The following is a 19,118-nucleotide window of genomic DNA, read 5'->3' on the forward strand; positions in this document are numbered from 1 at the left end:
GTCAGAACTCGCTCAGTCGAATCAGCGCCAGTACCCCTTGCTCCGCGGGTGCATCCAGACGCAGGGCAGCCAGCAACCTGACCAGGCGCCCTTGGTCGACGGCTTGCGCCAAGGCTTCGGCCTGGCGCGGCGCCAAGCGCTCCCGCCAACGAGCGATCCAGGTCGAAGAGAGTGCCTCCAGGCCCTCATCCGCTGCCACGAGCACTTGATCGGCCTCGGCTATCTGGACGGCGACCACGTAGACGCGGCCAGTCGAGGGTTGCCGGTATTGGGCGAAGCGGCCCACTCGATGCTCCTGGATAAGCCCATAGCGGACCAGAAGATCATCGGCCAGATTGAAGGCATGATGGCGCATACGGGGCCGCCGCACGGTTTCCAGCAGGCCCTGGGTGTATTGCTCCACGGGCCGCAGATACAGCACGCCAGGCGCCGGGGTTGCGATATCCGGCGGCAGCGCGAGCCGCCAGTTCAGGCCTCCCTCCAAGCGCTCCGGACTCAGCGTTGAAAGCAGCAGCAGAGGGTCAGCCAGGTCGCCTTGAGCGTGGCTATTGTGCACCCAACTGGACAATACATGCTCCAGATGCAGAAGCCTGGCATGGTCACTGCCCTGCGCGCGAGCGAAGGCCGCCTCGGCAACGCTGAAAGCGCTTGGAGGGGTAAGGCCCGGTCGCGTCCGACCAAGCTGCCGATCCAGGGGCGCTAGGAATAGATGACGGCGTACCGACCATTCGGTGCCCTCGCGTGCAACCAGCCAGGGCTGTTCGGCGAACCGCTCGCGAATGCATCGGTTCAACGCATCGAACGTGAGTGGCGTGGGCAAGTCGGCTGGGCGCGAGAGCAGCAGGCGCGTGTCATCGGCAACCGGAAACACGGGCAACCATTGCCCATGAACGCGCGCGCCTTCGATCAAGCCAGTGTCAGCATTTCGAAACATCCCTGAACCGGGCGCGCTTTCCACGTCGCCAGGCTGGATCGGCCGCAGGGCGCTGCGCCAGCTACGCACCGCGAGCGGCGCTCCTGGTATATCCGCAAGCAGGAATACGCGCTCCCAGATGATTTCCACGGATGCCGCGCTCGGCGCCGTGGCGCCTCCCAGCACTGGCACCAGTTCGCCGCGGTACCGGGCTGCGCGGACCACGGCAGCTGCCTCGACATTGGAAATGCGCGGGATGACCATATCCAGCCAGGGCTGGGTCAGCAGGCTGGCGCCATGATTCCCATACAGGTTGACCGCGCCAAGCCTGTCCAGCTGCACCAGCACGTAGATTTCCGGACGGCCCGGGCGACGGAACACGCTCAGGTAGCGGCCCGCGATCGCATGATCGAAGAGTACGCTGTAGCCTCGTCCGACCAGGAAGCCATTCATCATCATGCGAAGCTCTTCTGCGCCCTGCCCGGCCAGGGCCTGTTGCAGGGCCGTTCGCTCAGCCGTCGTAAGGGACCAGTGTACCTGGGAGAAGCTGTCAGCCAGGTCCCGTCTCGCCAGCTCGGTCACCAGGCTGTCGATCATCCTCGGGAAAAGCGCCCGGAGGGGTTCCGCGGTATCGTCCGCGATCAGGCGTTCGATAGCCCGCAAACGTTGCTGGGTCAGCCCCTGCGCGGATTGCGATGCCCTGCGGTAGACTATCTCCGCCCAGGCCCGTCGCGCAGCGGGAGCCAGGTGAGGGAAGCGCTCGCCCAGACGTTCGGCGAATGTTTGTGTATAAGGCCCGATGAGGGTCGGTGCCTCAGCAGGCGTGGCGCCCAGACGCACTCGCACCGGGCCCAGCCCTTGAAGAATCAGCTCGTCGAGTTCCGCCAGGCTGGCAGGCGCCGGGCCCGCTGGGGCAATGAAGCGCTCCGCTTCCTGGCCGCCCCCCCTCAGCAGTGGATAATAATGGCCTCGCAACCTTACCATTTCCGTCGGCTGGCCTTGACCGCGCGGGGCAAGGTGAACCAGGCCGCCGCGGCCGCTAGGAGTGAAGTCATCACTGCCCGCCGGGGTCCAGCGCACGGCCTGCCACGCATCAGTCACTGGCGCGACCACAACCGCGGCGCCTGGACCTGTCCGATAGCGCAGCGCCCAGGCGGGCGGGATTCCGTCGGCCAGGTAGGCAAAGGCGAATTCTGCCTCCAGGGTCGCGTTTGGAAAGCTGTATTGATTCAATAGCCGTCGGCCTTGGGCCAACGCCCTTGTCCGCGTGGCGCCGGTAAAGGGTTCATGACGGCTACCAGGCCCCCAGGTAGCGAAGACATTCTCGGCCAGGGTCAACTTGCCCCCGCCGCCACGCAGCCCCACATCGGCATGGGTGACCCAACGCTCGCCCTCACGCCGAACGGGCGCCTCATATCGGCGCGTTGCCGTGGCGCGCAAGCGCAGGGTCGTTTCACCGGGGCGACGGTAGACCGCATAGGCTCGTCCATCCTGGCAGATATAGCGTTGACCATCGTGCAGCCAGGTACCGGCGTCCGCTCCTGCGAGCGCCGTGGCGCCGGGCAGCCGGAGCCGGGCCTCGTAGCCCGCCAAGGGCTGCCGCGCCTGTCTCAGAACAGCCTGGGCCCTCACCGCCTGGCGCACGCTGGCCAGGCTGGAAGCCACGGGCAGGCTGCTGAGCAGCACGTCCAGAATCCCGCCCAGAACCCCAACCACGCCCACGCCGACCAGGTCGGCGTCCTGCTGACGCCACCCGGAGCGCACCATCGAGGCGCTTTCATAGAGGGTCTGCAGGCCGACCAGGGTACCCACGCCGGGCATCATGGCCATGGCCGCGCGCAGGTAACCCAGATAACGCTCCTGAAGCGCCAGGTGGCGGGCAACATGGATGCCGCGCTGGCTTCGCCCTTGTGCCGCGGCTCTGGCTCGTAGCCAGAAACAGCGATCGTCCAGCTGTAGGCAGACAAGGGTCTGGTCCAGGGATGCCGGGGCGCGAAGATAATCGTCGTAGTGATGTAGCGCGGCTTGCCGGAAGTAAGCCAGCGATATCTTCGGATCGCCGCCCAGGCGCTGCGCTACGTATTCGGCCAGTGTTGATTGACTGGCGATGCCCCGTCGGAGCGTATCCAAAGCATGGCTCAGGCTCCGATGTTCGATCAGCTCGAATCCGTCAGGCGCCCCTGGCAGGTGCAGCAAGGTATGGCCATCCTCCGCGTGGACCAGCGCGCAGCAGCCTTGAACCGTCTGTCCCAGCTCCTGATCCATGTGGATCACCAGCCAGTGGAGCCGTAGCCCCTGCTCAGCCAGGCGAGCAGGATCCTGTTCCGTGGCGGCCGCTTGCAGCATTGTCTGGCCGCGGGTGCTCAGCCGACGCGACCAGTGCATCACCTGGGCCAAGAGTTGGAGTTCCAGCTCGAACGGTCGGCGCAGCCGTTCAGGCATCGGCGCCCGAGCCGGGTCCAGGCTACGACGCACATGGGCATCGTACTGCTTCAGCGGGTCCAGTACGGGCAGGATTTCTATCAGGTAACCGGCCGTGAGGCCGGGAACTAGCCAGTGCGCGGCCTTGAGCCGTTCGGTTTCGGCCGCCTCGTCGGCATCGAGGTTTTCCATCGCCAGTTCGGCCAATGTCACCTGTTCCCATGTATCGCTGGGGACCCAGCGAAGGCCGCCGGGGCCATGCTCATTGACCGGAGGGCGTGGAAACAGGCCCTCCGGCGGTGGTTCCAGGTTCGTGCCATTACCGAACCACTCAAAGGTCATATGCGTCGGCCGGCTCGCCACCACGGTGTCGGGCTTGATTTCAAGGCCCAAGTCATGCTCGATGCGCTCGGCCAGCAAGCGCCCGGCGAACACGGCGAAGTCGGGCACCTGCTCGCTGAGCCAGGCTTCCAGCTGGCTGGCGGCCTCATGGTAGGCCAACAGGCGCTGGGCGAAGCCCTCCCGCTGTTCCAGGGGCCGGCTGAGCAACCAGGTGGGCAAGTGCTCCAGCAGCGCGTCGGCCTGCCACTGACGTTCGACCTCAGTCAATGCCAGGCGGCGCTGGCTATCCATCGGAATCGCCAGGGCGCTGCGAGCTTCATCCAGCATCCGCTCTTGGGCAAGCGCCTGATCGAGCTCGGGCCAGGGCCAGTTCCCTTCCGCCAAGGCGGCGAACCGTTGCACCCAGGGTTGTAGCAATGCCTGGATGGCCGTGGCCCCGCCTGCTGCCAGCGGCACCAGGGCAGCTCCATCTCCTTGCGCTGGCGCGTCCTGCGCCTGCCTGGCCAGGGCGGTGGGCAATGGGGCCTGAACGTCCGCGGCGATGGCGTGGTACAAAGAGGCCAGGTCCTCGAAATGAGCGAGCCCCCCGCTTTCCCCTTGCACCCATAGCAGCAAAGGCAGGCCAGTGACGCGCGAGCCCCACGCCTGCGGCAGCGTCAGTACCCAGGCCCCCGCCAGGGTAGCGCCGTTCCAGGTGACCGCCAGCCACTGCCAACCGCCGGGGCCGTCAGGCGCATCGAGCATCGCCGCAATACCAGGTTCCAGTGCTCCTTCCTCGGCCCGCAGACGCAACTCGGCGACAATGGCCTGCTCCAGCAACTGGCTCAGGTCGGCGCTCAAGTCGTTCGGCGCGGAAAACGCCGCGGCCGTTCCCATGATCGCCGCGGACTTCGCCTGGGCCTGATGGCGGGCTCGAAACGCAGCCTGATAGGCCGACAGGTCCGCCAGGGCGGGCGCTTCCTCGCCGAAGCGGGCCAACAGGCGGGCCCGGTGCGCCGCTTGGCGGCTTCTGTTGAGAAGGCGCGGATAATCGGCCGGCTGGCTCCCAAGCTCCAGCAGATAGACAAAGGCGTCTGCCTGTTGCCTGAGGGCTTCGTCCACCGCTACCTGCCAGGCCTCGGCCGCTTGCTCTTCGGCCATGCTCGAGGCCATGGCCCGCAGGTCTTGCGGCAGGCTGGAGGACCAGTCAGCCTGGCCGGCGGCCTTGGCGGCCAAGGTATCCGCGACGCGATGTAGCCAATCGACCGGCGCGTCAGCCAGTAACTGCCCGGCGGCCAGGATGCCTCGGGCTCCGTCCCGTTGCTGGCTTGCCACCGATGGGAGCAAGGGTTGGACCGGGGTCTCCAGTAAGCTATCAAGGGGATTCACGACTGCACTCCTTAGCGGAAAGCAGCAGTCTGAGCAGACGGACCTGTGGTGACGCAGTAGATACTTACGCCCGTGCCGTACCCGAGGCGGAGGCAGGACCACGGGTTATCGCCGGTGATTGCCTTTCAGAATATGCCTCATTATGCTGCGCGCCCTTTAGCTGGCGCGCCCTCTTCCGCCGCTCCTCGAGCAATGCCCCGCAAGCCTGACCGCCCTGCCGAGTTTGCTTCGTGATAAGGCCATGGTCTGGCAAGGCACTTGCAAGGGGTGTATGGCAACGAAACAAGCCGGCTGATCAGACGACTCTTATCGAGGCAGCGCCAATGCAGCGCTGCCGTTATCACCAAGGAGCTTTCAATGAATCGTACTCTTTCCAGCCTAGTGCTGGCTGGCACCGCCTTGGCTGCCAGTGACGCCCAGGCCGCGGGCGAGTGGCTACAGTGGCAGAGCAACAGCCTGACCTACCTCAACGGGCGGGACTTCACGGTCGACCCGCAGATCCAGCAAACCTTTACCTTCGAACACGCTGACTCCTGGAAATACGGCGATAACTTCCTGTTCGTCGACAAGATCTTCTACAACGGCAAGGCTTCATCCAGCGCTGGCAATAGCACTCTGTATGGTGAGTTCAGCCCACGGCTTTCCGCTGGCAAGATCCTCGGCCAGCCGGTGGCCTTCGGCCCGGTCAAGGATGTGCTGCTGGCACTGACCTACGAGTTCGGCGAGGGCGATAACGAGTCCTACCTGTTCGGCCCTGGCTTCGATTTTGACGTGCCCGGCTTCGACTATTTCCAGCTCAACTTCTACAAGCGGGTCACTGACGGCCCGCGCGCCGGCGATAATGTGTGGCAGATCACGCCGGTATGGTCCTATACGATTCCGGTAGGCAAGTCCGATGTATTGATCGACGGCTTCATAGACTGGGTGGTCGGTAACGACAGCAACAACCGCGGCGACTACCATGCCAACCTGCACTTCAACCCGCAGATCAAGTACGACCTGGGCAAGGCGCTGAGCCTGACCGAGCGCCAGCTGTACGTGGGGATCGAATACGATTACTGGAAAGACAAGTACGGCATCAAGGACACCGCTTACTTCGATACCGACCAGAACACTGCCAGCCTGCTGGTGAAGGTGTTCTTCTAAGAGCGAAGCCCGTAGTCGCTGGCGCGTCCTTGGCCATCGGTCCCGCCAGTGGCAGCTTCAACCGACAGGGGGCACAATCTGGCTTATGAACATGACTGCTCCCCTGCCCGCCTGTTGTTCGCCTGTGACCTGGGATTGTCCACTGCCCGTTCCGACGGGCGCGGCGTTCGCCAACTGCGGTTTCCAGCCGTCGCATCTGGCCGCTGATGACTTCCAGCGCGCCGGCATCATTCGCCCGCCGTCCATCGAACGCTCGGTCGCCAAGCGCCAGGCCGAGTTCCTGGCCGGGCGCCTGTGCGCGCGAGCGGCACTGGGTCGGCTCGGCCTGCCAGGCTGTGACCTGCCCATCGGGACAGACCGTGCCCCGGGCTGGCCTACGGGATTCTGTGGTGCTATCACTCATGGCGACGGTTGGGCGGCGGCTATCGCAGCCCCGACCGATCGCTGCCGCGGGCTTGGCCTGGACGTGGAAAGCCTACTGGCCCCGGAACGCGCGCTGCGCCTGGCGGCCGAAATCCTTACGGCGGCAGAGCTGGAGCGCCTGCCGGAAGATCCACAACAGGCCGCGCTGGTCGTGACGCTGACCTTCTCTCTCAAGGAAAGCCTGTTCAAGGCGCTTTACCCGCTCGTCGGCCAGCGCTTCTATTTCGAGGCGGCGTCACTTCTGGACTGGTCCGAGGACGGCCAGGCGCGCCTGAGCCTGCTCACTGACCTGAGCCCGGACTGGCGCGCCGGCGTGCAACTGGCGGGCCAGTTCAACCTGCGAGACGGGCGATTGCTTAGCCTTGTTTGCGTCCCGGCCTAACGTGACGAATGGCGTTTATCGACGCGTTTTCCTACAGCCCTTGGGGCAAAGGGCGCGCAGCGGCTATCCCACATTTTTCCCACAAGTTATCCACATTTCCTGATGTTGCAAAGGCTACCCAAGCGCATTATCTTGTATCCCCTTCGCGCCAGACCACTACATCTTGGGTTTTGGCGTCCTGCGTCAACACTACGCTATAAAAGAATTCAAGCCCCTGAAGGCTGATTTTTCGGTTGCGGTACAGGCCTGCTGGCATGCCTGCCAGACTGTCTGGGCCTGCAAGCTTCGTTTTGCCAGGGAGGCGTCAAAAGCGCCCCTTATTTGATCAAGAAGTCGCTGTATACCGGCGAAGCTGGCGAGTGCCTCATGGGCCCTGGTCGCTCGTCGGTTGTCGTGCTTCACATGGAACGGCAGCCACCCCTGCCGCGCCCAACTAAACATTAGAGATCGTGGAGACCCCCATGCACACCGACACCACTCGCGAGAACCCGACAGGCCAGGCGCCTCAGGGCGCGGGCTCCAACCAGGAGCTGAGCGCCACCGCACCCGGCCAACTGCGTGTGATCAAGCGTAACGGTACTGTCGTTCCCTATACCGACGACAAGATCACCGTGGCCATCACCAAGGCGTTCCTCGCAGTGGAAGGCGGCAGCGCCGCCGCGTCCTCGCGCATCCACGATACGGTCGCGCGCCTGACCGAGCAGGTGTCGGCCACTTTCCGTCGGCGCATGCCGTCGGGTGGCACCATCCACATCGAAGAGATCCAGGATCAGGTCGAACTGGCCCTGATGCGCGCCGGCGAGCACAAGGTTGCCCGCGACTACGTGATCTACCGTGACCAGCGGGCCAAGGAGCGCGCCAGCCGTAACGACGCCAGCCAGCCCGCGCAGCCCCATCCGAGCATCCGCGTGGCCCGCGCCGACGGTACCCTCGAACCGCTGGACATGGGCCGCCTGAACACCATCATTTCCGAAGCCTGCGAAGGGCTGGCCGAAGTGGACGGTGGGCTGATCCAGCGCGAAACCCTGAAGAACCTGTACGACGGCGTGGCCCTGAAGGATGTGAACACCGCCCTGGTGATGACCGCCCGTACCCTGGTGGAGCGTGAGCCGAACTACTCCTTCGTCACCGCCCGCCTGCTGATGGATACCCTGCGCGCCGAAGGCCTGGGGTTCCTGGGCGTCGCCGAAAGCGCCACCCACCACGAGATGGCCGAGCTGTACGCCAAGGCCCTGCCGGCCTACGTGGCCAAGGGCGTGGAATTCGAACTGCTCAACCCGGAACTGGCCCGCTTCGACCTGGCCAAGCTGGGCGCGGCCATCGATCACGAGCGCGACCAGCAGTTCACCTACCTGGGCCTGCAAACCCTGTACGACCGTTACTTCATCCACAAGGATGGCGTGCGCTTCGAACTGCCGCAGGTATTCTTCATGCGCGTGGCCATGGGCCTGGCCATCGAAGAGAAGAACCGTGACGAGCGCGCCATCGAGTTCTACCGCCTGCTGTCGTCGTTCGACTACATGGCCTCCACCCCGACCCTGTTCAACGCCGGCACCCTGCGCCCGCAGTTGAGCTCGTGCTACCTGACCACCGTGCCGGACGACCTCTCCGGGATCTACGGCGCCATCCACGATAACGCCATGCTGTCCAAGTTCGCGGGCGGCCTGGGCAACGACTGGACGCCGGTCCGGGCGCTGGGCTCGTACATCAAGGGCACCAACGGCAAGTCCCAGGGGGTCGTTCCCTTCCTGAAGGTGGTCAACGATACCGCCGTGGCGGTCAACCAGGGCGGCAAGCGCAAGGGCGCGGTCTGCGCCTACCTGGAAACCTGGCACCTGGACATCGAGGAATTCCTCGAGCTGCGCAAGAACACCGGTGACGACCGTCGCCGCACCCACGACATGAACACCGCCAACTGGATTCCGGACCTGTTCATGAAGCGGGTATTCGAAGACGGCAAGTGGACCCTGTTCTCCCCGTCCGAAACCCCGGACCTGCACGACCTCACCGGCAAGGCGTTCGAGGAACGCTACGAGTACTACGAAGCCCTGATCGAATACGGCAAGATCAAGGTCTACAAAACCCTGCAGGCCAAGGACCTGTGGCGCAAGATGCTCTCGATGCTGTTCGAGACTGGTCACCCGTGGCTGACCTTCAAGGACCCGTGCAACCTGCGCAGCCCGCAGCAGCACGTGGGCGTTGTCCATAGCTCGAACCTGTGCACCGAGATCACCCTGAACACCAACAAGGATGAGATCGCCGTCTGCAACCTGGGCTCGATCAACCTGCCGAACCACATCGTGGACGGCAAGCTGGACACCGAGAAGCTGTCGCGCACCATCAAGACGGCCGTGCGCATGCTCGACAACGTGATCGACATCAACTACTACTCGGTGCCCCAGGCGCGCAACTCCAACCTCAAGCACCGCCCGGTGGGCCTGGGCATCATGGGCTTCCAGGATGCGCTCTACCTGCAGCACATCCCTTATGGCTCGGACGAGGCGGTCAAGTTCGCCGACCTGTCCATGGAAGCTGTGAGCTACTATGCCATCCAGGCGTCGTGCGACCTGGCGGACGAGCGTGGCGCCTACGAGACCTTCCAGGGCTCGCTCTGGTCCAAGGGCGTGCTACCGCTGGACTCGCTGGAAACCCTGATCGAGCAGCGTGGCGCCAAGTACATCGAAGTCGACCGTAACGAGACCCTCGACTGGGCACCCGTGCGCGCGCGGGTTCAGAAAGGCATTCGCAACTCGAACATCATGGCCATCGCACCGACCGCGACCATCGCCAACATCACCGGCGTGTCGCAGTCCATCGAGCCGACCTACCAGAACCTGTACGTGAAATCGAACCTGTCGGGCGAGTTCACCGTGATCAACCCCTACCTGGTACGCGACCTCAAGGCGCGCGACCTGTGGGACCCGGTCATGATCAACGACCTCAAGTACTATGACGGTTCGGTGCAGCAGATCGAGCGCATTCCTCAGGAGCTCAAGGACCTCTACGCCACGGCCTTCGAAGTGGACACCAAGTGGATCGTGGAGGCGGCCAGCCGTCGCCAGAAGTGGATCGACCAGGCCCAGTCCCTGAACCTGTACATTGCCGGCGCCTCGGGCAAGAAGCTGGACGTGACCTACCGCATGGCGTGGTTCCGTGGCCTGAAGACCACCTACTATCTCCGTGCCTTGGCCGCCACCAGCACCGAGAAGTCCACCATCAACACCGGCAAGCTCAACGCGGTGTCCAGCGGTGGCGACGGCGCCCTGCACGCCGCGCCCCAGGCTGCCGAGTCGGCACCGGCCGGCCCGGCACCGGTGCCCAAGGCTTGCGCGATTGACGAGCCGGATTGCGAAGCCTGCCAGTAATGCCCCGCCCCTGCCTGTAGCCGCCAGGCCGCAGGCCGCAAAAAGCCCCCGCCCTTGAAAGGCGGGGGCTTTTTCGTCTGCGCACCGCCAGACTGCACCAGTACCGAACAGCCTTGCACTGAGCGAGTGCTCCGAAGTGGACCAAAAGGTCTGGATTCACTTCTCGCTTTATCTTAAAGCGTTCTTGGTGCTCAGGATTTTCCCGCTGGCATGCATTCTGCTCCGCTGACCCGCTACCGCCTCATGATCAAGCGAATGCAGGGGCGAGCCACTGGGACACTCCCACCAACGAAGGGCGGACTCTATGAACAACCCGTTTTCCTGGTCTGTAAAAGCCGATCTGGGCGATATCGTTGCCCCCCATGAACGCCTGCCCTGGCCGCAGACCCTTGCCCTGGGCATACAGCATGTATTCGCCATGTTTGGCGCGACCTTGCTGGCGCCCTTGCTCATGGGTTTCGATCCGAATGTGGCGATCATGATGAGCGGCCTGGGGACGTTGATCTTCTTCCTGGTCACGCGCGGGAAGATCCCCAGTTTTCTCGGCTCCAGCTTCGCCTTCATAGGCGCGGTCAGCGCCGCCACCGCCTATGCGGGAAGCGGCCCCAACCTGAACATCCCCTTGGCCTTGGGCGGAGTGGTGCTGTGCGGGCTGGTATACGTCGCCATCGGCATCGTGGTGCAGGCGGCGGGAGTGGGCTGGATTGAGCGCATCACGCCCCCGGTAGTCACCGGTACCGTGGTAGCGGTGATCGGCCTCAACCTGGCCAGCGTCCCTATCAAGACCATGGCATCTTCCGGTTTCGATACCTGGATGCAACTGGTCACCTTCGTTTGCATTGCGTGTATCGCGGTCTACACTGGCGGGCTGTTGCGGCGCATGTTGCTTCTGGTGGGGCTGATTGCCGCGACTGTCATCTACTTCGTGCTGGCCAACCTGCTTGGGTTGGGCAAGGCCATCGACCCGAGCCCCATCGCGGCCGCGCCCTGGTTCGGCATGCCGGCCTTCCAGGCGCCGGTGTTCACGGTGTCGGCGGCGTTGCTGATCGTCCCGGTGGTGGTGATCCTGATCGCCGAGAACCTTGGGCACATCAAGGCGATCGCCTCGATCACCGGACAGAACCTTGACCAGTCCATCGGTCGCGCCTTCATCGGCGATGGCATCGCCACCGTGCTCAGCGGCAGCGTGGGCGGCACCGGGATGACGACCTACGCGGAAAACATCGGCGTAATGGCGGCCACCAAGGTGTATTCGACTGCGCTCTTCATAGTGGCGGGGGTGGTGGCGATACTGCTTGGGCTTTCACCGAAATTCGGCGCTGTCGTGCATTGCATTCCGGTACCGGTGATGGGCGGTGTATCCATCGTGGTGTTCGGCCTGATCGCCATCGCCGGCGCGCGCATCTGGGTAGAGAACCGGGTGGATTTCTCCGATAGCCGCAACCTGTTGGTCGCTGCCATTCCCCTCGTGCTGGGTACGGGTGACTTCACCCTGCATCTTGGCAGCTTTGCACTGGGCGGGCTGGGAACCGCCACCTTCGGCGCCATCCTGCTTAACCAGCTACTCAACCGGCGCAGGCTTGACCAGCCCGCAGCGCTAAGCGTGGAAGCAGCCCCGAGGTAGCTTCGGTGCCGCCCTGGTCAGGGCCTGGGCTTGAGGCCATCGAGCAACAGCGCCTGAAGGCTGGCCAAGGTGGCCTCGAAGAAGGCCGGATCGGACAGGTCCTTGCCGGCGATGGCGCGTACCTGGGCACCAAAATCGGCGTAATGCTGAGTAGTGCTCCACAAGCTGAAGATCAGATGGTAGGGGTCGACCGGCGCCAACCTGCCGGCCTCTACCCACTGCCCTATCACCTCGACCTTGCTCGCCACCAACTCGCGCAAGGCTTGACTGAGCTGGCCGCCGATCAAGGGTGCGCCCTGCATGATTTCCATGCAGAACAGCTTCGACTCGGCGCTGTGGTCCCGCGACAATTCCAGCTTCGCCCGCAGGTATTGGCCAATGGCCTGCAAAGGGTCCTGATCCGCGCTGAACCCCCGAAGCGGCGCCAGCCAGGTATCGAGCACCTGCTCGAGCACGCTGACGTAGAGGTCTTCCTTGCTGCCGAAGTAATACAGCAGGTTGGTCTTGGAAACGTCCGCGCTGCTGGCCACCTGATCGAGGCTGGTGCCGTGCAGCCCATATTGAGAAAACAGCCCGAGCGCGGCCTGGATGATCGAGGCACGCTTGTTCTCCACCATCAGCGAACGCCGGTTTCGGGCCTTCTCGCTGATCGTGCGCCCAGGGCGTCGCCCTGGGGAAGAACTGGCCTCTGACGTCTTATCGTTCACGAAGCTTTCCGAACTGGAATGGGGCCCGCATTGTAACAGCCACTACGGATGCCGTTGCAGCCGTGCACTGAAACGGCCCGTGCCGCTTCACCACTGTGCAGCGACAGCCCATCCAAACGGTCTTTTTTGGACCATTTGGTCTACTCAAAATCTTGGAGTTTAAGTAGGCCATTGATAAAACAGGAAAAACGAAAGCTGGCACAGCTCGTGCTCAAGCCCTTCCAACGTCGCCACCCAGGTCGACGATTCAACCGGAGGCGCCCATGAAAGTTGGTATCTTTATCCCCATCGGTAACAACGGCTGGTTGATTTCGGAAAACGCTCCCCAGTACAAGCCGAGCTTCGAGCTGAACAAGCAGATCGCCCAACGGGCCGAAACCTATGGGCTGGACTTTCTACTGTCGATGATCAAGCTCAGGGGCTTCGGTGGCAAAACCGAGTTCTGGGACCATAACCTGGAATCCCTCACCCTTATGGCGGGTCTGGCTGCGGTGACCAGCAAGATCAAGCTCTTCGCCACGGCGCCGTCCCTGGCCTTGCCGCCCGCCATAGTGGCGCGCATGGCCTCCACCATCGACTCCATTTCCAATGGCCGCTTCGGGGTGAACCTGGTGACGGGCTGGCAGCGTCCCGAGTATTCTCAGATGGGCCTCTGGCCCGGTGACGAATTCTTCAGTACCCGCTATGCCTACCTTTCCGAGTACATCCAGGTGCTGCGCGACCTCTGGGAGCATGGCCGCTCGGACTTCAAGGGCGCGCACTTCACCATGGACGACTGCCGCATGAGCCCGCGGCCCAGCGCGGACATGAAAGTCATCTGCGCTGGCCAGAGCGACGCCGGCATGGCGTTCTCGGCCCAGTATGCCGACTACAACTTCTGCTTCGGCAAGGGCGTGAACACCCCCAAGGCGTTCGCCCCGGCTTCGCAAAAGCTGATCGAAGCAACGCAAGTCACTGGGCGCAACGTCAGTACCTACGTGCTGATGATGGTGATCGCCGATGAAACGGACGAAGCCGCCTGGGCCAAGTGGGAACACTACAAGGCGGGGGTCGATGAGCAAGCGGTGGCTTGGCTGGGCGTGCAAGGCGGGGCGGACAAAACCTCCGGGGCGGACACTAACGTGCGGCAGATGGCCGATCCCACCTCGGCGGTGAATATCAACATGGGCACGCTGGTGGGCTCGTACGCTTCCATCGCTCGCATGCTCGATGAAGTCGCCGAGGTGGAAGGCACCGAAGGCGTGCTGTTGACCTTCGACCATTTCGTGGAAGGCGTGGAAGCCTTCGGCACGCGCATCCAGCCTCTGATGAACAGCCGTATCGAGGTAGCCTCCCCCGTTCCCTCCCAAGCAGGTCCGCGCCGCAGCGCGGTGGCCAGCGACACCCCTGAAGCGCTGGAGGCCTGACGTATGGAGGTTGGACAAAAGGTTACCCTCAGCGCCACCACGCCGGCCGGCCTCCCCGCGGTGAACGGCCAGGCTGCCTGGGCATTGCCGGCACGCCCCGAGCCGCTGTACCTACACCCTTCGAACACCGCCCTCGTGGTGGTGGACATGCAGAACGCCTACGCTTCGGTCGGCGGCTATGTGGATTCGGCCGGCTTCGACATTTCCGGTGCCCAGGGTGTGATCGCCCGTATCGCCAGTGCCATCGAGGCCGCCCGTGCCGCCGGCGTGACGGTGGTGTACCTGCAGAACGGCTGGGATAGCCAGTATGTGGAAGCCGGCGGGCCGGGATCGCCGAATTGGCACAAATCCAACGCGCTCAAGACCATGCGCAAGTTTCCTGAACTGCAAGGGCGCTTCCTGGCCAAGGGCGGCTGGGACTACGCGCTGGTCGAGGCGTTGGCCCCCCAAGCGGGGGACATCCTGGTGCCGAAAACCCGCTACAGCGGTTTTTTCAACAGCACCCTGGACAGTACCCTGCGCGCCCGCGGCATCCGCAACCTGGTATTCAGCGGCATCGCCACCAATGTATGCGTCGAGTCCACCCTGCGCGATGCCTTCCACCTAGAGTATTTCGGCGTGCTGCTCGAGGACGCCACCCACGAGCTGGGCGGCCCGGCGATACAGGCCGCGGCGGTCTACAACATCGAAACCTTCTTCGGCTGGGTTTCCAATGTCGAAGCCTTCGTCAACCTCCTGAGCACTCAACGTTAAGAAGGGGTCCCCATGCCAAAACAAGTCATCATCCCGCCAGGTACCGCCACGCCTATCGGCCCCTTCGTACCAGGTACCCAGGCTGACGGCATCGTCTATGTCGCCGGCACGCTGCCCTTCGATAGTGACAATAACGTGGTGCATGTGGGTGACGCGGGGGCGCAAACCCGCCATGTACTGGAAACCATCAAGGGCGTGATCGAAGCTGCCGGGGGCACTTTGGAGGATGTGACCTTCAATCACGTATTCCTTACGCGCTGGGAAGACTACGCGGCTATCAACGCCGTCTATGCCGAATATTTCCCGGGGGAGAAACCGGCGCGCTATTGCGTGCAGGTGGGGCTGGTGAAACCTGAGGCCCTGGTGGAAATCGCCAGTATCGCCCATACGGGAAAACGGTCATGACGGCCGCGCTGCACACCCAGGTTCAGGTCAAGCCCCAGAGCCAGCCGGGCGCCGAAGTGGTGTTGCTCTGTTCAGGCCTGGGGGGCTCGGCCGGCTACTGGGGCGCCCAGCTGCCCGCGCTGCTGGAAGCGGGCTATCGGGTGATCACCTATGACCAACGGGGCACCGGCCGCAGCCGCCAGCCGTTGCCCGCCGATTATCGCATCGAGCACATGGCCGAGGATGTGCTCGAGATTTTGCGGGCAGAGGACGTCAGCCGATGCCACTTCGTGGGCCATGCCCTCGGCGGGCTGGTAGGGCTGCAACTGGCGCTGGATCAGCCGGGGCGCTTGGTCAGCCTTTCGCTGATCAATGCCTGGGCAGCGCCCAACCCGCACTCGGCCCGCTGTTTCGACGCGCGCCTGGCCTTGCTGGACCACGCCGGTCCACGCGCCTACGTGGAGGCGCAGCCAATCTTTCTCTACCCGGCCAGCTGGGCAGCCGCCCAGGCTCAGCGCGTTCAGGAGGAAGTCGAGCATGCACTGGAACACTTCCCTGGCGCGGACATCATGAAGGCGCGCATCGGCGCACTGCGTCGCTTCGATGTCAGCGAGCGCCTGGCCGAAATAGACTTGCCGGTATGGGTGTCCAGCGCGCTCGACGACGTGCTGGTGCCGGCAACCTGCTCCGAACGGCTGGCCAAGGCCATTGCGGGCAGCCTCCTACACCTCCAGCCCCACGGCGGCCATGCCCATAACGTCACTGCGCCTGAAGCCTTCAACGAGGCGCTGCTGGGGTTCCTGACCCGCCAAATCCAGTCTTGAAAGGAGAAAGCCAATGTGTGCATCCATCAGCGAGCCTGTGATCTGTGCGGTCGACAAGGCTGAGTTTCGCAATGCCATGGCCCTGCTCGGGGCCGCGGTGAACGTGGTCACCACCGACGGCCCCGGCGGCCTGGCAGGCTTCACGGCCTCGGCGGTATGCAGCGTGACCGACGAGCCCCCTACCCTGCTGGTATGTCTGAACCGTGGCGCGTCCGTGTACGGGGCTTTCCGGGACAACGCCGTACTCTGCGTCAACGTGCTGGGGGCCGGGCACCAGCACGTCTCCAACTGTTTCGGTGGCAAGATTCCAATGGCCGAGCGGTTCGCCGCGGTGAACTGGACAACGGGCAGCTCAGGCTGCCCGGTGCTGGAAGGGGCCAGTGTTTCCTTCGAATGCCGGCTGCGGCAACGCACCGAAATAGGCACCCATGACGTGATGTTCTGCGAGGTGCAGGCCATTCATCTGAGCGACTCGGCTGGCAGCCTGATCTATTTCAACCGGGCATACCACGAGCTGGCCGTCACGCTCTAGCCTGCAGAAGCTGGTGTCCAACGTCAGGGGCTCAGCTCAGCCTGTGGAGCCAGCGAAGCTGGCGAGTTGTGCTCGATAAGAAAGCCTTTCTCGCTAGCTGCCGCTAGCTCCCACCGTGATTACCTCACTGTCCATTGAATAGGGCTCAGTTCACCCTGTGGGAGGCAGCGTCAGCTGCCGAACGGCTCCCCAGCTGCCGCTAGCGCCCACAGGGCTTCGGCTCAGCCTCGGCCCAAGGGCAGATTTCGACGAGCGGCTCGCGGCCAACGGCCTTCCCAGGGCTTATGCCAACAACCCCATCGCAGCGAAGCCCCGCCCGTCACCCCGCGCAAAAACACATCATACTGTGCTATACCTCAATATCTGGCACTAGATATTGGGTATATAGTTCGCTTCCGCCGGGCTGGACCAGCGCACAAATCTGCTCTCGGGCCGCGCATTCGGGAATGCATTTCCGTATAATCCCGGCTCCCAACAAGCTGACCATGCGCACCGAGACAGCGGTTAACCACACCGGCTGAAGGCGTTCTATAGCCCACCGTGGCAGACATACCCATTCCGCGAGCCAGGCCCAACGCCTGGCTTGCCGCTTTATCAACTTCAACCGCCGCTTCGCGCGGCCTTGAACAGGAGCTTTCCCCATGCTGAGCTGGGACGAATTCGACAAAGACGATGATGCCAACGCGCCACAGGCTGCCGGCACTGCCACCGCTACCGCCAGCGCACTGGACAAACTCGACAGCGCCGGTGACGCCGCCGCCCATGAAGCCCGCGAAGTGAGCGCCAACGACAGCGCGGCGGTGGCCCGGGCCAAGGCCGCGCTCAACAGCCTGGACATCGCCGAGGGCCTGGCCGAGCTGGAAGGTTCCGCCGCCCGGGTGAAGGTCGATGAGAAGCGCATGATCAACTGCCGCGCCGACCTCAACCAGCTGGTGCCTTTCAAATACGACTGGGCCTGGCAGAAATACCTGGACGGCTGCGCCAACCACTGGATGCCGCAAGAGGTCAACATGACCGCGGACATCGCCCTCTGGAAAAGCCCGGAAGGCCTGACCGACGACGAGCGCCGCATCGTGATGCGCAATCTGGGCTTCTTCTCCACCGCCGATTCCCTGGTGGCCAACAACCTGGCCCTGGCCGTGTACCGCCTGATCACCAACCCCGAGTGCCGCCAGTACATCCTGCGCCAGGCCTTCGAGGAAGCGATCCACACCCACGCCTACCAGTACTGCATCGAGTCGCTGGGCATGGACGAAGGCGAGATCTTCAACATGTACCATGAGATCCCTTCGGTGGCGAAGAAAGCCGCCTGGGGCCTGAAGTACACCCGCGCCATCTCCGACCCGCAGTTCAACACCGGCACCCCGGAAACGGACAAGGAACTGCTGCGCAACCTGATCGCCTATTACTGCGTGCTCGAAGGCATCTTCTTCTACTGCGGCTTCACCCAGATCCTTTCCATGGGCCGCCGCAACAAGATGACCGGCGTGGCCGAGCAGTTCCAGTACATCCTGCGCGACGAATCCATGCACCTGAACTTCGGTATCGACGTGATCAACCAGATCAAGATCGAGAACCCGCACCTGTGGGATGCCGAACTCAAGGAAGAAGCCACCCAGATGATTCTCCAGGGTACCCAGCTGGAAATCGAATATGCGCGCGACACCATGCCGCGCGGCGTGCTGGGCATGAACGCGGCCATGATGGAGGACTACCTCAAGTTCATCGCCAACCGCCGCCTGTCCCAGATCGGCCTGAAGGAAGAATACCCGGGCACCAGCAATCCCTTCCCGTGGATGAGTGAGATCATGGACTTGAAGAAAGAGAAGAACTTCTTCGAGACCCGCGTGATCGAGTATCAGACCGGCGGGGCCTTGAGTTGGGATTGAGTGAGTGACCGGCGGGTTGCCGGCGGCCAGCGGGGTTCTTTAGGCTTGCTGGAAACCTGCCTGGAAGGTCATTTCAGCGTATGGCTGCCTGACCGGCCAAACGCTCGAGACACGACAAGCGTATACCGGCAAGCGCTAGCACCGCCGTGCTCGCGCACTGCCCGCTCCCTAGCCCGCTGCCGCTGCCGCTGCCAGTCCAGCTTCCACAACGCCTGGGCTGTAATCCCGCAAATGCGGCAATGCGGCATCGTCTTCGCTGAACAGGTGAACCGGCTCCTCCAGCGGGCAGGTTGACGTGCACGCCTTCGCTCTCGACAACCAGCACCAGCGTCTGAAGGAAAGGCATCCGCAGCAAGCCGATGAAGCCTGCCATGAAACGGTTGCGCGATGATCGTACAAACACTTCGCCCACAGGCCCGCCCGCCGTTGCGCTGATTGTTGCATTGAGCCTAGCTTAAAGACGCGGGGTTGACAGGGCACGGCATCGCGTGAAGCTGCGTCTAGCCTATTCGGCACTTTACTACCGATCTGCCCCCGCAGGAGAGGCGTAACGGTATTAAAGTGCCTATAATCCATAAATCTCCGCGCCCTTTCGGCATTAAAATACCTACTAGGCATTTCCGCTGTGTTCTGGGGTTT

Annotated in this window: 12 protein-coding genes; 10 read left to right on the forward strand and 2 right to left on the reverse strand. The window is 63.4% G+C overall.

The window, feature by feature from the left end:
* Position 1 precedes the first annotated feature (1 nt).
* The gene (locus BN1188_RS07925; protein WP_052469203.1) at positions 2 to 5,044 is read right to left on the reverse strand and encodes a dermonecrotic toxin domain-containing protein; all 5,043 of its coding nucleotides are present in this window, start codon (positions 5,042 to 5,044) and stop codon (positions 2 to 4) included.
* A gap of 357 nt (positions 5,045 to 5,401) precedes the next feature.
* Between BN1188_RS07925 and BN1188_RS07930 the strand changes: the two genes are divergently transcribed.
* The 4 genes from BN1188_RS07930 (at position 5,402) to BN1188_RS07950 (ending at position 11,984) form a co-directional block, all read left to right on the forward strand.
* A complete protein-coding gene (locus BN1188_RS07930) occupies positions 5,402 to 6,190 on the forward strand; it encodes an outer membrane protein OmpK (protein ID WP_040260874.1) in 789 nt (262 codons plus the stop codon).
* An 85-nt stretch (positions 6,191 to 6,275) separates the two neighbouring features.
* Positions 6,276 to 6,995 carry a 4'-phosphopantetheinyl transferase family protein gene (locus tag BN1188_RS07935; protein ID WP_040260875.1) on the forward strand — a complete coding sequence of 240 codons (720 nt, stop codon included), beginning with the start codon at positions 6,276 to 6,278 and terminating at the stop codon, positions 6,993 to 6,995.
* Positions 6,996 to 7,456: 461 nt separating this feature from the next.
* A complete protein-coding gene (locus BN1188_RS07945; protein WP_040260877.1) occupies positions 7,457 to 10,360 on the forward strand; it encodes a ribonucleoside-diphosphate reductase subunit alpha in 2,904 nt (967 codons plus the stop codon).
* Positions 10,361 to 10,664: 304 nt separating this feature from the next.
* Entirely contained in the window at positions 10,665 to 11,984 is a 1,320-nt protein-coding gene (locus BN1188_RS07950) for a solute carrier family 23 protein (RefSeq protein ID WP_052469204.1), read from the forward strand.
* Positions 11,985 to 12,001: 17 nt separating this feature from the next.
* On the opposite strand, the gene rutR is transcribed toward BN1188_RS07950, so the two are convergent.
* Entirely contained in the window at positions 12,002 to 12,691 is a 690-nt protein-coding gene (gene rutR / locus BN1188_RS07955; protein WP_408633589.1) for an HTH-type transcriptional regulator RutR, read from the reverse strand.
* 263 nt (positions 12,692 to 12,954) lie between these two features.
* Between rutR and rutA the strand changes: the two genes are divergently transcribed.
* The 6 genes from rutA (at position 12,955) to BN1188_RS07985 (ending at position 18,479) form a co-directional block, all read left to right on the forward strand.
* The gene (gene rutA / locus BN1188_RS07960; protein ID WP_040260879.1) at positions 12,955 to 14,097 is read left to right on the forward strand and encodes a pyrimidine utilization protein A; all 1,143 of its coding nucleotides are present in this window, start codon (positions 12,955 to 12,957) and stop codon (positions 14,095 to 14,097) included.
* Between the two features lie 3 nt (positions 14,098 to 14,100).
* On the forward strand, positions 14,101 to 14,850 hold the full coding sequence (gene rutB / locus BN1188_RS07965) for a pyrimidine utilization protein B (RefSeq protein ID WP_084596174.1): 750 nt from the start codon (positions 14,101 to 14,103) through the stop codon (positions 14,848 to 14,850).
* A 12-nt stretch (positions 14,851 to 14,862) separates the two neighbouring features.
* A complete protein-coding gene (gene rutC / locus BN1188_RS07970; protein ID WP_040260880.1) occupies positions 14,863 to 15,255 on the forward strand; it encodes a pyrimidine utilization protein C in 393 nt (130 codons plus the stop codon).
* Positions 15,252 to 16,058, forward strand: a complete 807-nt coding sequence (rutD, locus tag BN1188_RS07975) for a pyrimidine utilization protein D (protein ID WP_040260881.1) — start codon at positions 15,252 to 15,254, stop codon at positions 16,056 to 16,058. The genes rutC and rutD overlap by 4 nt, the downstream gene beginning before the upstream one ends.
* A gap of 13 nt (positions 16,059 to 16,071) precedes the next feature.
* Positions 16,072 to 16,590: a flavin reductase gene (locus tag BN1188_RS07980; RefSeq protein ID WP_040260882.1), complete on the forward strand. Its 519-nt coding sequence runs from the start codon at positions 16,072 to 16,074 to the stop codon at positions 16,588 to 16,590.
* Positions 16,591 to 17,231: 641 nt separating this feature from the next.
* Positions 17,232 to 18,479 (forward strand): ribonucleotide-diphosphate reductase subunit beta, encoded by a 1,248-nt coding sequence (locus BN1188_RS07985; protein ID WP_040260883.1) that lies wholly within the window; start codon positions 17,232 to 17,234, stop codon positions 18,477 to 18,479.
* The last annotated feature ends 639 nt before the right edge of the window (positions 18,480 to 19,118 follow it).

This window comes from Pseudomonas massiliensis (assembly GCF_000826105.1).
Lineage (GTDB): Bacteria > Pseudomonadota > Gammaproteobacteria > Pseudomonadales > Pseudomonadaceae > Aquipseudomonas > Aquipseudomonas massiliensis.

Excerpts from the sequence above, each read along its gene's own strand:
- BN1188_RS07930 (WP_040260874.1), top strand. The coding sequence starts at position 5,402 with ATGAATCGTACTCTTTCCAGCCTAGTGCTGGCTGGCACCGCCTTGGCT.
- BN1188_RS07935 (WP_040260875.1), top strand. The coding sequence starts at position 6,276 with ATGAACATGACTGCTCCCCTGCCCGCCTGTTGTTCGCCTGTGACCTGG.
- BN1188_RS07945 (WP_040260877.1), top strand. The coding sequence starts at position 7,457 with ATGCACACCGACACCACTCGCGAGAACCCGACAGGCCAGGCGCCTCAG.
- BN1188_RS07950 (WP_052469204.1), top strand. The coding sequence starts at position 10,665 with ATGAACAACCCGTTTTCCTGGTCTGTAAAAGCCGATCTGGGCGATATC.
- rutA (WP_040260879.1), top strand. The coding sequence starts at position 12,955 with ATGAAAGTTGGTATCTTTATCCCCATCGGTAACAACGGCTGGTTGATT.
- rutB (WP_084596174.1), top strand. The coding sequence starts at position 14,101 with ATGGAGGTTGGACAAAAGGTTACCCTCAGCGCCACCACGCCGGCCGGC.
- rutC (WP_040260880.1), top strand. The coding sequence starts at position 14,863 with ATGCCAAAACAAGTCATCATCCCGCCAGGTACCGCCACGCCTATCGGC.
- rutD (WP_040260881.1), top strand. The coding sequence starts at position 15,252 with ATGACGGCCGCGCTGCACACCCAGGTTCAGGTCAAGCCCCAGAGCCAG.
- BN1188_RS07980 (WP_040260882.1), top strand. The coding sequence starts at position 16,072 with ATGTGTGCATCCATCAGCGAGCCTGTGATCTGTGCGGTCGACAAGGCT.
- BN1188_RS07985 (WP_040260883.1), top strand. The coding sequence starts at position 17,232 with ATGCTGAGCTGGGACGAATTCGACAAAGACGATGATGCCAACGCGCCA.